A 15,849-nucleotide genomic window follows, 5' to 3' on the forward strand; every position below is an offset into this window, starting at 1 on the left:
AGTTGACCCCTCGCTCGGGGGAAGCGGCCGTGACCGCGCCGCAGACGCATGAGAGCACATGCAATGCCTGAAAGGCGCACGAGGAAGTGTGGCGGCGACGTCGCCTCTCGCGATCTTTTGTGTCCCGGACCACAGTTAGCGCGGGCGCGGCGTGTGAAGATCCGTTGCACGAATCGCTGACGCGGTACACCAGCGACTTCAAAAACGATAAGCGCGGTACGGGGACCTCCACATGAAAAAATATCCAGGCTTACTTTTCGCCCTTTTGCTCGCGGCGTGTGGCGGCGGCGGAGGAGGAGGTGGCGGCAGCGCCACCACCTCGTCGGCAGCGCCTTCGTCCACCAGTCCCAAGGCATGCACAGACGGCCCATATACGACAGACGCTACAAAAGTCTGCACCGACTCGAGCGGCAATCTCGTCACGGCATATGTCTATGTGCAGCCGAACACGGTCATTCCCGATGGAACCGTCATCACTGCGGATACCACGTGGCCGACGAGCGGCTCTCCATATTTCCTCGCCGGCACGGTGCGGGTAGCGCCTGGCGTCACGTTGACGATCGGCGACAATACGGTCGTGGAGACGTACCGCACAGTGCCCTGCACGGCCGGGTGCGTGGGTACGATTCCGACGAAAGGTATCATCAACGTGGCGGGCACGCTCAACGTGGGAAACCAGGGTCCGGTTCAACTGCTGGGCGTGACCGCTGCCAACACGTCGTTGACGCAAGACGCGGGTGGCGGCATCGTCAGCATCACGCATACGGTGTTGCAGGACGCATTCGTGCAGATCAGCGACGCTGCGCCGTTTTCGATGACATACAGCCAGGCTACGCATCTGAATGTGACGCCGATCGTTCGCAACGGCGTGACCACCTTCGAAGCCGGCACGAACGGCTACCCGCGCTTGAGCAAGTCCGCGACCGTGAAGGGCAATACGTTCGTCGACTCCGCAGCCTTTGCTTTCGATCCGTCGGTGTTCGTGCAAAACAACCTGTTCATCAACATGGTCGACCCGCTCGTGCTGATCGACGCGTTCCCGGCCGGTGCACAGGCGCCCACCGGCATCGCCCAATGGAACTCGTTTCTCTTCAAGAAGGATTCACCGAATGTGAATCGCATCGTGATCGAGTCTCACGGCACTTACAACGCGTCCACGGTTCATTCGCTGGACTTCTCGAACAACTTCTGGGGCGTGACGGATAACACGACCATTCAGTCGCGCGTGCTGGACAGCACCGACACATCCAGCCCGCGGCTGCCCAACGTCATCCTCTACGCACCGCCGCTGCAGAATCCCGATGCCGCAACACCGGCGGACCCGCAAAGCGCGACGCCGAATGTGTAAGTACTGAAACAGCGCGATCGGAGCGGGGATGTGCTCTACCCAGCACCCCCGCTCGTCCGGACGGGTCACCGGCCGGGCGCGTAACGCCGCACACACCACAGCCTTTACATAAGCGTTGACCCGTCATTCGGGACAAGATGCTCCTCGCCCGGGACGCCCGCACCGGTGCGATCGTTGCGCACGTCGCCATGTTGTCACGTGGACGCATGGTCGTCCGGCGAGCATTCCCGCTTGCTGAGCGAGAACAGCACTGGAATCGACTTGTAAGAGGGCGTGCCGCTGCGGGCGTCGGAGTTGTGCAATGCGACGAGCCCGTCGGCGGCCGTTCCCGTACGGAATCGTGTCCCGCTCGCAGTGCAGTGTCGATCGACTCGCACGACGCAGCCGACAGCAGCCTGAGCGTCACGCATGGAACCATTGGTCGCGGTCCTGACCCGCACCGGCTCTTCGCGATCGCCGGGTTGTCGCTGGGTTGTTTCGCCGTCGCTTTTCTCGGCATCACGCCGGGATTGATTGCGGCTCGCGGCGGCACGGCACTTTTCCTCGTGTTCGCCGGCGTCATGGCCGTCGCTGCGTTCATGTCCGCGGCGGCGTTTCGGCGACCCGCTCACGCGACACCGGCGCGGCGGGCACCGAGTCGCGACTCGACCGGGCTATCCGGTTCGGCATGATCGGCGTTGCGCACGACACGATAGACATCCCCGTTGCGGTGACCTGACACAAGACCGGACCAGCGCTTTGCGCTGGGCATTATCATCGTCAACGCGGCGTAGAGCGAAGTAATCTTGGCCCTGGCACCGCCCGCTGTGACAGGGCGTGAGCCTCCTAGTTGACGCATTTACTTCGGTATGCAGTGAACTGAAGTTGTCACTTTTCATCGGTGTGAATTGAGTTCGTCAACTCACGCTCGTGCTAGACGAAGCAATAATCAGGCAGGTGGTCCGCATGGTCGACGTTTTGGGAAGCTTCGAGCCGCTCGTGCTCTCGCGTCCTCGCGGCGCGTACCGTTATGCCTCTTCAATCCGAAACTGGAGCGGCGTCTGACGCTGTCAAGGCGCAGCGCTTTCAAAGCATGGTTGATGCTCGAAGCGAACCTGCTGAAAAGACATTGTGTGAACAGCCTGGCTTTATGGCAGTCGACTGACAACGCTGCCTCCCCGATTTCTCGGCGAGGCCTGATGACCCGGAATGCCTGGCAATACTATCGGAGAAGACACGGGCGAGGGATCGCGCGTGCAGTCGTCTAGACTTCGACCCAAAAGCCTTCGTCTCAGGTACATTGATCCAGCCGAAACGGCATCTGCGCGTATGTGGACCGGAAACTGCGGTGTATGCTATCGGTACTCGTCCCCGTGCGTGAGCTCGTCAAGGCGTCGCTGCCCGGCGCCATCACGCGCGCTTCGTCGTGTCACCGCAATCACTGATGGCCATGGAGCGCCAATTTGCGACTGGAGATCCCTCACTCGTTTGGGCCGCCGTTTTCGAACTGCTGCATTGCGGTCGCACCAGGCGCTAAGTTACACGCTGAAAGCCTGTCGTTTCTCACGCGCTTTGTTGCTGCGGTCTAGGCCCAATCGTGGAGCCGTCGCGGACGCGAATTCCTGACACCGGATATCGTCTCGTGGCCGGCCTTGCGTGAGCCGTGTCGAGACTGCATCTAAAGAGCGAATCTAGCACCTTCTGACGGACATTTCGCAGTTTCTTCAGGTCGGCAGTTCACTGCGGTTCCAACGCCGCGGAAATGCGAATGCCACACCACCGCGATACGCCAAAGCAGCCTCGTCTTTCTGTGGACAAATGAAAAGTCTTATGAGAAAGTTCCCTTGAGCACACAACTTTCTTTTTGTTACATGCCCCCCCGGGCGAGACGCCGTATCCAAAGCGATAGGTCGGCCATCGTCTCAGATAGTGCTCAATCATTGAATAAAACGGCGCCTGTGCATGGCATGAGGCGACTCGCCATTCAGGCGCCGAGGAAACGAAAGTGACGCGATATCAGGGGCTGGCAGCTATGAGTATTCCAGGCGCAAGGAAGTCGGGTGCACGCCCGGCGAAAGAACAATATCAAGGCCGGCAATTGGCGTTCCCCCGCTCAATCGCTGTCCGTGTCCCCGTGCCGTGTCCGTTCGGACCTTCATAACGCGGCAATCCATCAATCGTCTCAGCGGTTAGCCGTCGGGAAACCGGAAATGTCCGGTCGACGTGCGCGTTTTGCTTTAGCTATGCGAAGTGATCGTGCGGCGCTGTTCTGCGCCAGCACGGAAGATTCGTCGTCGAAAGATCAACGCTAAAGCTGTTCGCCACTGAGCGATGTTTTAAACGCGGTAAATAGTCATCCTAAGTAAGCGGGAGGCGAGCGCACGCTCGCGCTTAAGAACTCCGCATTTCAATTATTCGGCGAGACAACGACATGAAATTCGTTTCGTAACTACTCTCGTGGGCAAGTATGGCCCACGCAATTCGCGCCATCTTGTTCGCAAGAGCCACGGCTACTACGTTGCCAGGTCGCCGCTCTTGAATTCCTTTCTGCCAAGCAGTTGGTACCTTGGCGTGACACAGGACGGAGCGCGCCCCATGGATCAGCAGCGTGCGCAGGTATGGGTCCCCTCGCTTTGAGATAGAGCCCAATCGAACCTTGCCACCCGTACCGTTCTGCCGAGGAACAAGCCCGAGAAATGCAGCGAACGCACGTCCCGACTTGAACGTCCTGGCATCTCCAATTGTTGCGACCAAAGCGGTGGCGGTGAGTCTACCGATGCCCGGCACTTCGGAGATTGAGCGACACGCCGCTTTCTGTTTCTGCCAGGCGCCGATGCGCTTCTCGAGTTGACTGATATCATCCTCAAACGCGTTGATACGTCGTAGCTGGTCTTGCAGATTAAGGACGATCGGTCGTGGTAGCGCGTCCTCTAACTCTGCCATGCGCTCGCGGATCTCAGCGAGTCCTGCCAGCCGTCCGGCTCGAAACGTCGCACCGAATTCGTAGAGCAACCCACGTAGCTGATTCACCTGCATCGTCCGAAACTTGACGAGTAACGAGCGCATGCGGTGCAGACTCAGCATCGTTTGCTGATCTTCTGTCTGCAGCAACCGTGCGCATCCCGGGTTGCTGTACAGCCGTCCAAATCGCCCGAGCGTCTGCTGCGTCGGTCTTGTTCGTTTGCACGAATGGCCGAATAAATTGTGCATGTAGCAGCACGACCTCGTGCCCCAGCGCCCGAATCTTACGCGCCCGCCAGTGCGCACTTCCTCCAAGCTTCGAGGGCCACTCGACCAGCAGGACGTTGGGCTAGAAACGCAATTAAATCGTCGCGTCCGAACCGGCGATTGGCTATCTCACCGGTTTGAGCGTCGACCCAGTACATCTGAAACACCTGCTTTGCAACATCCAGTCCATATGTCGTAGCATTCATTTAGGGCCTCCGTTCCTCAAGTGGTTGTGTCGCAACTCCACTTTGGCACATTGATGCCGTTCGGTTCTGGAGGCCCTCAATCATGCCCATCTCCCCGAAGGGAGGGCGGTGTCCATTCCATCTGGGTCGTCTACGGCCGATCGGGTCTGGCAACGTAGCCATAGTCCTTGCGGCGAGAACAGGTTTGTCGCACTAATTCTGACTACTCGGCCAGCCGACCGTGGCGCGACAGTCAGGTACTGTTGATCCTATGCCCGCGACGTCGATTTTTTTGCGCACTGCGCGACCGCACCGGCTGTGCCTGGCCGACTTGCGCTCGGTCGAGTTACAGGGCGTCGATGCTGACATCGAAAAAGCCGTTGCATCGGGTACAGCGGAACAGGCGTCGCCTCAGTTGCGCAGCTGTTTGCGTCTTGGTTCTTTTGAAACCGTGCGGTCGCGCCAGCACCTTCTTCCGGCAGTGAGGGCACTTCATGACGGCCACGGAGCTTTGAGGCCGAGGCGCACACGACGTTCGTAATCGCCTGTCGGATCAAGCGCCATCAGCCATCCGCGGAACCGGCTCACCCACGCCTTAACCACCTCGGGGCTGGTGCCCGATTGCTGCGCGGCGTACGCGAGCGGTCTGTGCTGGGAAAGCAGCGGAAGGAATTGATGGAGCATACCTGCGCGCGTCGGAGGCGAGCAGCGATGCTGTCGCCGCGTTCCACAAGGCATCGGCTGAAATCCAGGCCGGGATGGACCGGCTGGACAAGTCCCCCGACTGAACAGCCTCTCGAAAACGGAAAAAGCAGCCCATGAGCGATACACCGAAACTTCCGGCATTCGAAATCCACCCCGACCTGAGGTCGGCCCCTGGTGTCGATGCACATCACCTCGCCCGCGTCTCGATCAGCGGCGCCGAACGGGTGCTCGCAAGGATCACGGAGATCCTGGCGCGCCGCGACGGTGAGCCCGACGTGAACGCCCTCCAGTGGCAGCTGCGCTCGTTCTTCTGGGAACTGTGCGGTGCATGGGACCTGTTCCAGCAGCGGGTCAACACCGCGTTTCAACTTGGCTACGCTGAAGAGAAGGTGGCGATGAGGGTGATCCGTCAGGCGAAAAGTCACGTGGCGGGCTGCGATGAGGCTAAGGCGATCCTCATCACCGCGTTCGACAGCGACTGGCACTTCGAGGTGCGGGCCTACCGGAATTCCGCGCACCGCTCCTACTTCCGCATGATGGAGATTCATCTGCGGGAGAAGGGCGTGAAGTGGACCAACCTGCCGGCCGCACGCCTGGGGCAGTCGAATCATTTCGAGGGCATGGTCCCACAGCTCGCGGAGTATGTGCGGCAGACGCTGGCCGTCGGGCAGCAGATCGCCGACCTGAAGGCGCGGCTGCGGACATGAAAACAAGCTCATGATAGGAAAGTTGGCAATGCTGGCGTTTGCCATGTTTGTCGCTCTGTATGGCGAGAGCGTGGCCAAGGCCGGGGAACCTCCCCGACAAGGCGTACCCGGCGTGCTGGCACGATCGGTGTTTGGGCCTGGAACTGCTCATGACCTTGGGCTGTCCCTGGTGGGTGCGGCGAGCTATTCACGATAGCAGGGAGTAGTTGACGGCTAAAAGCCACGCTGAAGCCGTTCTTTTCCGCAAGTCGCAGTGCCACGCCCTGCGAATCGGACCGGGAACCGGTGTGGCTCAGGTCATCGTTCGTGCGGCGCGCGGCCCGCCACGTTTGTCCATGGAATCACTGCTTAGCGGCCAGGCGCCCCCATGCAGCGATAAGCGCTCGGACTACAGGACCCCAGCCGGCCCGTTGCGGCCGGTGATTGCGTCACGGCCCTAGCGTTGTGTTCGGCAGTAGAGCGGTCATTCGCCCGCTGGGCTCGTCGGTGAGCCATAGTCCGCAGCGGTCGCTCGCGCGCCCCCAACGTCAAAGTTGCGGATCGAGCAGCGCGACAGCGCGGTCCAGCAACTTTTCGAGGAGCGGACGGCGGCGCCAGTCGTCGAGCGAAATGCGTTTTGCCTGGGCGACGTCGCGATCGAAAATCGCCGCTTGCTGGCGCGCGAAATCCCGGTCGTAAATGTTCAGATTCGCTTCGTCGTTGAGTTTGAACGAGCGGCTGTCGAAGTTTGTCGAGCCGACCGACACCAGATACTCGTCGACGATAAGCAGCTTGCAGTGGAACATCGTCGGCTGATATTCGTGCATTTCGATGCCCGCCGCGAGCAGGTCGCCCCAGCATGCACGCGACGCCTCGCGCACCGTGTGGGCGTCGATGCGCTTGCCGGGAGTAATGACGCGAACCTTCACGCCGCGCTTGGCCGCCTCGACGAGCGCATTGATCGTCAGCTTGTCCGGTACGAAGTACGCGCTCGACAGGTGGATGGAATGCGTCGCGGCGGTGATGGCCATCAGATACATCAGCTGCATGTCGTCGCTGCCGCCCGAAGGCGAGCTGCTGAACATGTGCGCGAGGCCGTTCCCCGCGACGTCGATCTCCGGAAAGTAGTGCGAGCCGTGCAGCACGTTTCCTGTTGCCTTGACCCAGTTGTCCATGAAGACGGCCTGCATCTGTCCGACAACCGGACCTTCGACGCGAAAGTGCGTATCGCGCCAGTGCTTCTCGTCCTGCGCGTGCCCGGCCCATTCGTCGGCGATACCCACGCCGCCCGTAAAGCCCATGCGTCCGTCGATCACCAGCAGCTTGCGATGCGTGCGGTCGTTCATGCGGCCGAGACCGGTCCAATGCGGCCTGTGATACTGGATGACGTCCGCGCCTGCGTCGCGCAGCATCTGGAGATAGCGCCTGTCCATCTTCGACGAGCCGACCCAGTCGAGCAACACATGCACGGCGATACCCGCACGCGCCTGGTCCGAGAGTGCGCGTGCGATGTCCTCGCCGATCGCGCCGGACCAGTAAATGAAGGTTTCGAAGGTGATCGTGCGCTGCGCCGAGCGGATGCCTTCCCGCATCGACGGAAAGATTTCGTCGCCGTTGAGGAGCACCTCAAAGCGATTGCCTCCGACGACGGCCGGGCCCAGCAGCAGCCCCATCGAGCGGATGAATTGCGGATCGTCGCCGGCGTACAGCCGCTCGATCTTGTGCTCGATCTTCTTCTCGCCACTCGTCAGATTCGCGATGAGAAGCACGACGAAGAGCGTGACTGCGACAGTGAGGACAATCAGGGCAATCGTCGGCATGCACGGGCCTCGCGTAGCGAACATTCGTCCGGAACCATTAGTGTACGAGCGTTCCGCACGGCCGATGGATCAATGCTTGTCTCGGCGCTTCTCCGGCATCCAGCCTTAGTTTCAGCGACAACAGCCAGAGGAAGTGTTCGACATCTTCTTGCAGTGGAACAAAGTGTCTTGCATCAGAGGGCACAGCAAATACAAGGCAGTTCAACCCAAGCGAAACGCCAACCGCTCATTGCTGCGACCAAGGTTACTGATCAACGCTGGCGTGGAATAAGGAACTCCAACAAATCTGCCGTCCATCCTTTTAGCAAAAATCAAACGAAAAAAGCCCGGCGATTTCGCGCCGGGCTCGAATGGCCGCCAATTCTCAGCGGTTGCAGCATCAGGCGTTATTCGCGCCGTTGCCGTTGCGTGCTTCGATAACGACGGCCTTCACTGCCTTGACGCCGATACCGAGTTGCTTCTTCGCGGCGGCCAGACCGTAGCTCGCAGCGATTTCGTCGCTGTCGTTGACGCCGTTCGGCACGATGACGACCAGCGTACCGTCGTGGAGCATCCGAACGCGGTGTTCCGTCACCGCACCGTCTGCACGAACAACCGTGCCGTTCTTCCAGTCGCTGCCCGTGCCCTTCACGTCCGGCGTCTTGTTGATCAGGCTCGGCGTACCTTCCAGTTCAATGGCGTTGCCGCGATCGACCACGTGGACGTGCCACGGTTGTCCAGTGCTTCCGGACGATCCGAGCGGAACACAACAAGCGTGTTACGTTGTGGGCGTTCTTCAAGTGCGTCATTCAGGCCCGACTCCAACTCGCCATTCGCGATGCCGGATTCTCGCTTTCAGCCCGTCGTAAACGCTTTCCACCTGCTCCGCGAGAGGTGTGGTTTCGCCCACTTCTGCGACGCGGTCAACGGGCGTCTTGCCACCGAGTGAGCCGTGCGGGCGGCGCCAGTTGCGGTACGGATTGGTCCTGCCTTCCAGACCGGCAGCCTCGGGGACAAGGAGACAGGTTGCGACAGAATCAGGATAGGTGCTGAGCGGAGCTCCGGCAAGGCGCATTTTTTGGCGTTCAACAAGCGGCAAGTTCCGACGGCTTCTTGCCGAACCTGCGTGCCGACGCCTTGTTCAGCGTTTCGCTAAGTCTCGGAGTCCGAACCGCTTGAACGGCCACTTGGGGTGGACCTGAGCCGAAGGCCATCGGGCTCAGTTCGGCCCACAGCAGCCCTTGGAGAAGTGAAAAAGCGTACGCTCATCAATGGCGCTTTTCGCAACGCCCGGCTTTGTATTGCTGCCCCGGCGCCATCGCGATCCTGCGCGGCTCGGCGTTGTTGACGCTGTCGACACCGGGCTACATGTCCGCGCGGGGGTTCCTGCTCAACGTGGCGGGCATGTCAATCAGCGGCTCATTGATCGTGCTTTGCGCGTCGGCCATTTGCATGAGCCGTTTTCCAACGCGGCTCGGCCGGCGCCATCTATGCTGCTCGCAGATGGGACTGGCCTTCGGCGTGAGTAGCGTCCTGTCGTCTGTATCGAGCGACGCGATTACGTTGCTGGGGGTAGGTTACATCGTGCTGCCCGCATTGGGGCTGATTCTTTGCGCGGAGGATGGCAGCGCGGCCGATTGCGGTGGCTGCCGGGTGACCTCCTGGACCAACATTATCGTCACCTACCGGGCACGGTTTTTCACGGCACCATGTACTCCTACCCGCCCGGGACGAAGTGAGCGGCGCGCAAGGCCTCGTCTGCGACAGTCAGACGGGACGCCATGACCTTGACGACAAAACGATGAATTTGCTGCACGGTCACAGGGTCGTCGCGTTCGAGCGCATGCAACGACTCGAGCGTCAAACGCAAGACGCGTGCGGGACCCTCCGCGAGCACATCCGCACTGCGCGCCTGCTGCGTGTACACCGCCATTTCGCCGACGACCGTACCTGGCCCGAACGAGCGCAACCTCAGGTTGCGCCCATTGGCAAGCGGCAGTAAAACAGTGACACGGCCACTCTCGACAAAGTACATCGCGTCCCCCGGCTCGCCGCGACGAAACACCGGCTGCCCCGCGCCGAGCTCGCGCACTTCCAGAAGGGACAGCAGCCTCGCGAGCGCAGGTGACGTGAAATACGGAGCAAGCATCGCGTGAAAATCCTCTTCGGCGCGAGGCAACGCGCGTGAATCCGACGCGAGAAGCGTATCTTCGATCCATTCCAGTCCGACATCCAGCGTAGAGAACTCGTGGATCCGGAGATTCAGCGTGCCCGTCATCATGAGTAGTTCACGTGAGCGTATCGGCAACCCCGTCAGCACCAGGTCCGCATCAATCGTCGCGCACAGCTGCCAGAGCTTGACGAAGCTAACCGATACCGACGCGTCCATGCCGTTGGTCGAGGCGAAATCGAGCACGACAAAGCGAACGGGCACCGGTCCGCGCGTGGCCAGCCGTTCGCGCACGCGCTGCAAGATCGAATTGGCCGTACCAAAGAAAAGAAACCCCTGCAGACACGTTCCGCACACTTGTGCACCGAGTGCGTGAAGCCGTTCGGTTGCCTCGATACTGCGTTCGACAGTCGATGTGCGCGTGCTGCCATCGAACTCCATACGAACGCAACTGACGCGGCCGTAGAGCAGCGCGAACATCACACATGCGGCGATCACCCCGGCCACCACCCCCGTGACGACGCCGTAGAGCGCAATAGCCCCCAGAATGAGCGGTACAAGCAGGTACTCGTGCCAGTCGAGCTTGCGATATGCGCCGACTAGCCACTGGATCAACAGACGCACTCCCATGAAGAGCTGCAGCCCGACCAGCACGGGCACCGGGAATAGCGCCACCAGGTCCGGCGAGACGGCCAGCACGAACAGGCAAGCGAGGGCAGCGAAGACGCCGGCCAGACGACTAGTCGCGCCAGCGCGCGCATTGAGCATCGATCGGTTGAACGACTGGTAGCCGACCATTCCGCCTAACATCCCGCTCGCGATGTTGGCGATGCCGGCCGCACGCATCTCGCGGTTCAGGTCGATGTCTTCACCCGTGGCTGCGCCTATCGCAGTCGAATTCATCAGGATCGAAATCGCCGAAATTGACGTAACGACAAGGGTCTCCGGCAAGTGCGCACCGATTGCCGACCAGTCGACCTTGCCGTGCGCGAGCGATGCCGGCAAATGCATTTCGGGAATCCGCATGGCGTGCGGCGTCACGCGCGGAAGCAATAATCGCGTGTCGCGGGCGTCGTCGATCGACAACCCGGCGGCAAAGAGGAGCACGTAAAACAGGGCGACGCCGAGTGCAAGTGTGATGGGCAGTACCGCAGCGTGTTTCCAGGTGCGCGACAGGAGCGTGGCTGACGCGCACACCAGTAAAGCCGGTGTCCAGAGCCAGTTCAGGTGCGTCAAGAGCGCCAATGTGTGCCAGTTCAAGGGCTCGCCGGTCACGACCCGAAACGCGCCGGCCAGCAGTAGGTAGCCGGTCCCGGCAAGGAAACCGCCTACTACCGGGTAAGGCAGGAATTGCAGGGAACGGCTGCGTCTCGACGACCCGACCGCATACAGAATGATGCCCGTCACCACCGAACACAACGCGATGGCGATCAGCACCGTCAGCAGGATCGTTTGGGGTGTTCCGCCGTCAGCCCGCACGCTGCTCGCGACGCCGGCCGCCACACCGGCAAGAAACGCTGTCGCGTTGCCGTCGGGTCCGGCGATGTTCATGCGCATCGAACTCATCAAGGCGATCACGAGTGCGGTCACGACGCAGCTGATGAGAGCGGTGGGCACCCCAAGCCCGGCGTACCGGGCGAGATCCGCGCTAAAGATCATGGTGCCCAGGCTCATTGCGTAGCAGAGCATGACCAGCATCGACACCATGCCGGCCGTCAGATCTCCGGCAAGGCTTCGAATGGGTAGCCCGGAGCGGGGACCGGATGAGGTACCTGACGTAGCTGGCTTCACAGTATTTTCCCCGTGAGAGCGGATGCAATCGCGTCCGGGCTGTGCGGTTCGCGCGGCGCGCTGCGGCTGTGCCACGTTCGAACGTCACCTATCGTTCGGGACGACGAACGACCGCACGTTGCGCTTGCCTCTTCGCGCGGCAACGTGCCCCAACGTGCCCGACTCGTCGTGCAGTATCCGTCGTGCCGGCAACCAGTGTCAAACGCACGGCGGCACGCCGTCGCGCGCTGGCCGCACCTGCATTCACCGCGTCGCTGATTCCCGGTATCCGTCTCTACGCGCCGGACGTACACTGTATTTTCTTCGGGAATGCCGTGAACGCAGAGCACGTTGCGCCCGTCGCTGCCGGCAGCGGATAGGGGCGTCGATTCGTATGATCTCTGGATGCAACACAGCTCGGTTCGGGCATATCGTTTGACAGCCTGCGCGGCAATGAGCGGCGCGGAGTAAGGTCCGAACGCATCGGATTGGCGGCGGCGATGGATATCGATCAGTGGCTGCATGCATTGGGACTTGAACAATATGCACCCGCATTTGCCGGGAACGACATCGACCTCACGATGCTGGAACAACTCGACGACGCGGACCTGAAGGAACTCGGCGTTTTCTCGCTCGGCCACCGCAAGCGCCTCCTCGCGGCAATTGCCGATCAGCGTGCCGCCGCATCGTGCGACGCGCCGCCCGCCGTGAATGCGCCCGCGAGGGAGCGCCGGCAAGTCACCATTCTCTTCGCCGATCTGTGTGGTTTTACGGCCCTTTCGCAAACGCTCGACCCTGAAGAGTTGCGCGAGTTGATCGATCGTTATACCGCGCTCGTCGATGGGATCGTGCTCGGCTACGGCGGTACGATCGACAAGCACATTGGCGATGCCGTGATGGCCATCTTCGGCGCGCCGCGCGCGCACGACACCGATCCGCTTCGCGCGGCGCGTGCCGCATTGGAGATTCATGAGGCACTTATCGGACTGGCCGCGCAAGTGTCACTTCCGCTGAAGGCGCATGTGGGCATTGCCAGCGGCGAGGTGGTCGCGGGTCCGTTCGAGCGCGCGGACGTTCAAGACTACTCTGTGCTTGGTGAATCCGTGAACCTGGCGGCCCGGCTAGTTGCCGCCGCCGGCCCTGGAGAAACACTGCTCTCCGATGGCGCGCATCGCGCACTCGGTCAATGCGTGATAAGCGACGCTGGCGGCGCGATGCGCTTCAAGGGGATCGATTCGCCGGTGCGCGTGTGGCATCTGCGCTGCCTTGCCGATGAAGCCGTCATGGCGGGCCTCAGTGTTTTTGTCGGCCGCAAGGCTGAGCTCGAGCAGTTCAAGGGTCTCGCCCGCGCGTGCCTTGAGCAGCGGGCCGGCCACGTCGTCTATGTCCGCGGTGAGGCGGGCATCGGCAAGACGCGGCTCGTCGATGAAATGCGCCGGTTCGTCGAAACGCTGGGGTTTTCCCGCCACCGCGGCCTCGTGCTCGATTTCGGCGTTGGGAAAGGCCAGGATCCCGTCCGCACCATTGTCGGCAGCCTGGTGGGCCTGGGGTCGGCGGCCGGCGTCGATGAACGGCGCGCCGCCGCCGGACGGGTTGCTGCCTCCGGGGCCGTCGGCCCCGAGCAGCTTATGTTTCTCCATGACATCCTCGACCTCACGCAAACAGGTGAATGGCGCACGCTTTACGATGCGATGGACAATGCCGCACGCACGCGCGGCAAGCGCGCGGTCGCGGCAGCGATCATAGAAGATGCCTGCCGGCACGGGCCAACCCTGATTGTCATCGAAGATCTTCATTGGGCCGATCCGCAGGTGCTCGGTTACCTGGCCGCGTTCGCCGTGGCTATCGTGAAGGGTCCGGGGCTGCTCGTGATGACTTCGCGCGTGGACGGTGATCCGCTCGACGCGGCATGGCGAGCCAGTTGCCGCGGCACGCCCTTCGCCACGATCGATCTCGGCCCGCTGCGCAGCGACGAGGCACTGAACCTTGCCGGCAGCTTTATCGATGCAAGCGAGCGTGTCGCGCGTGCCTGCATCGAACGAGCCGGCGGCAATCCGCTGTTCCTCGAACAACTCCTGCGAAACGCAGAGGAAGGCAGCGAGGAGGCGGTCCCCGCCACCATCCAGAGCCTCGTGCTGGCGCGCATGGACCGGTTGACTAAACGCGACCGCGAGGCGTTCCAGGCCGCCGCAGTCATCGGGCAGCGCTTTGGCCTCGCCTTGCTGCGGCGGCTGATCGATACACCGGACTACGTCTGTCACGGGCTCATCGGCAACGCGCTGGTCTTGCCGGAAGGCGAAGATTTCCTGTTTGCGCACGCGCTCATCCAGCAGAGCGCCTACTCGACGCTGCTGCGGGCACGCCGGCGCGAGTTGCACCGCCTCGCGGCCGACTGGTTTGCAGCGACCGACCCGGTGCTGCGCGCCCAGCATCTCGATCGCGCCGAGGACGAGCGCACGCCGCTGGCCTACCTCGACGCCGCGCTCGCACAACGCGCGGCCTACTTCACCGAGGCGGCATTCCGGCTAGTCGAGCGGGGTCTGCAGATCGCACAAAGCGATACGGATCGCCACGCGCTGACCTGCTTGAAGGGCGAACTCCAACGAGATCTCGGCGACATGGCCGCGTCGATCGCGACCTACCGCGTGGCCGTAGCCACCGCGCCGAATGAAGCGGATCTCTGTCAGTCCCAACTCGGACTCGCCGAAGGTTTGCGGGTCAGCGAAGGTCTCGCCGAAGCCCTCCCGCTGCTCGACGCCGCGCAGCAAGTGGCGCAACGTCTAGCCAGGGTGCCCGAACTCGCACGCCTGCATCACCTGCGAGGCAACGTCCTGTTTCCGCTAGGGAGGATCGAAGATTGCCGCACCGAGCACGAGCGCGGGCTCGCCTATGCGCGGCGGCTCGGCCTCCCAGAAGCGGAGGCGCGTGCGCTGGGCGGTCTCGCGGATGCTGCCTACGCACAAGGGCGCATGCGCACCGCCTTCGAGCACTTTGTTCTGTGTGTCAGATTGAGCCGCGAACACGGCTTCGGCCGCATCGAGGTCGCCAATCGTTCGATGGTCGGCTTCAGCAGGATCTTCCTCAACGAGGCACGCGTAGCGCGCGAGGACGTCAGCGCCGCCGCACGCGCTGCGGCGCTGGTCGGCCAGCCGCGTGCGCAGATGCTGTGCGAAACGCTGGGCGTGTTTGCCTGCTACGAAATGGGTGACATGCCGGGTACGCTCGCTCATCTTGAGCGCGAGATGCAAATCATCCGTCAACTCGGCGCTCGCCGCTTCGAAGCGCAGAATACGGAAATGCGAGCGCGCGTACTGCTCGACAGCGGGCATCGGCGGGAGGCTGCCGAATTACTGCGCGAAGCACTGGCGATTTGCCGCGAAGTGGGAACGCAGTTCAGCGCGCCCAAGGCCGTGGGCGCACTATGCCGCACCGTCGAGGACGACGATGAGCGCGCACGTCTGCTCGCCGAAGGTGCGGACATGTTGCAGCTCGGCGCGGTCGGGCACAATCATCTGTGGTTTTACCGCGATGCCATCGAAGCAATGTTGTCCGCCGGCGACGCAGCCGGCGCATTGCGCTATGCCACTGCCCTCGAGGACTATACCCGCGTCGAGCCGCTGCCGTGGGCGGAACTGTTTGTGAGGCGAGGGCGCGCGCTCGCGCGTGCGAAGCACGGCCATCGCGGCGAAGGAACGCAGCGCGAACTCGAGCGTGTACGCGCAGACCTCGTGGAAGCGGGATTCAGCAGCTATCTGCCTGCGGTAGACGCGGCGCTTGCCTCGTAGGGTGGGCGTTGCCCGATGCATTCCATCGACTCGGGTCGCTCAACTGTGGATGACTGGAGCATGGACCCGCCCACGATGTGCGCATCCAGCAAGCAACCGGCGGTCTCGGGCCTTCGGGAAAATTGCCAGGACTGCCCTGTTATGGGTCGAGTCACCCGATCCAGCGTTGTAGCCGTTGCTCGATAATGCGGGCG

General features: G+C 62.1%; 7 protein-coding genes and 2 pseudogenes. 3 read left to right on the top strand and 6 right to left on the bottom strand.

Translation table 11 applies throughout. The annotated features are described in order from the left end of the window. The first annotated feature begins 232 nt into the window (after positions 1-232). A complete protein-coding gene (locus ABIE53_RS05030) occupies positions 233-1,348 on the top strand; it encodes a hypothetical protein (RefSeq protein WP_192700527.1) in 1,116 nt (371 codons plus the stop codon). A 2,370-nt stretch (positions 1,349-3,718) separates the two neighbouring features. On the opposite strand, the pseudogene ABIE53_RS05035 reads toward ABIE53_RS05030, so the two are convergent. After that, positions 3,719-4,761: pseudogene (locus tag ABIE53_RS05035) on the bottom strand (IS110 family RNA-guided transposase). Positions 4,762-5,232: 471 nt separating this feature from the next. After that, positions 5,233-5,586, bottom strand: a complete 354-nt coding sequence (locus ABIE53_RS05040; RefSeq protein WP_376914732.1) for a DUF746 domain-containing protein — start codon at positions 5,584-5,586, stop codon at positions 5,233-5,235. Between ABIE53_RS05040 and ABIE53_RS05045 the strand changes: the two genes are divergently transcribed. Beyond that, on the top strand, positions 5,559-6,152 hold the full coding sequence (locus tag ABIE53_RS05045; protein WP_192700529.1) for a hypothetical protein: 594 nt from the start codon (positions 5,559-5,561) through the stop codon (positions 6,150-6,152). The genes ABIE53_RS05040 and ABIE53_RS05045 overlap by 28 nt on opposite strands. A 527-nt stretch (positions 6,153-6,679) precedes the next feature. Here the strand turns inward: ABIE53_RS05045 and cls are convergent. From cls to ABIE53_RS05065, 4 genes and pseudogenes are all read right to left on the bottom strand, one after another. Beyond that, on the bottom strand, positions 6,680-7,951 hold the full coding sequence (gene cls, locus ABIE53_RS05050) for a cardiolipin synthase (RefSeq protein ID WP_192700530.1): 1,272 nt from the start codon (positions 7,949-7,951) through the stop codon (positions 6,680-6,682). Positions 7,952-8,330: 379 nt separating this feature from the next. Further along, the gene (locus tag ABIE53_RS05055; RefSeq protein WP_376914735.1) at positions 8,331-8,648 is read right to left on the bottom strand and encodes a hypothetical protein; all 318 of its coding nucleotides are present in this window, start codon (positions 8,646-8,648) and stop codon (positions 8,331-8,333) included. A 105-nt stretch (positions 8,649-8,753) separates the two neighbouring features. Continuing rightward, a pseudogene (locus ABIE53_RS05060) lies at positions 8,754-8,900 on the bottom strand (IS481 family transposase); the annotation flags it as partial. A 747-nt stretch (positions 8,901-9,647) separates the two neighbouring features. Next, a complete protein-coding gene (locus tag ABIE53_RS05065) occupies positions 9,648-11,891 on the bottom strand; it encodes a SulP family inorganic anion transporter (RefSeq protein WP_502922728.1) in 2,244 nt (747 codons plus the stop codon). A gap of 479 nt (positions 11,892-12,370) precedes the next feature. Between ABIE53_RS05065 and ABIE53_RS05070 the strand changes: the two genes are divergently transcribed. Continuing rightward, positions 12,371-15,655, top strand: coding sequence for an adenylate/guanylate cyclase domain-containing protein (locus ABIE53_RS05070; protein ID WP_192700532.1), 3,285 nt, complete (start codon positions 12,371-12,373; stop codon positions 15,653-15,655). Positions 15,656-15,849: the final 194 nt, after the last annotated feature.

This window comes from Paraburkholderia sp. OAS925, from assembly GCF_040543975.1.
Classification (GTDB): Bacteria; Pseudomonadota; Gammaproteobacteria; order Burkholderiales; family Burkholderiaceae; genus Paraburkholderia; species Paraburkholderia graminis.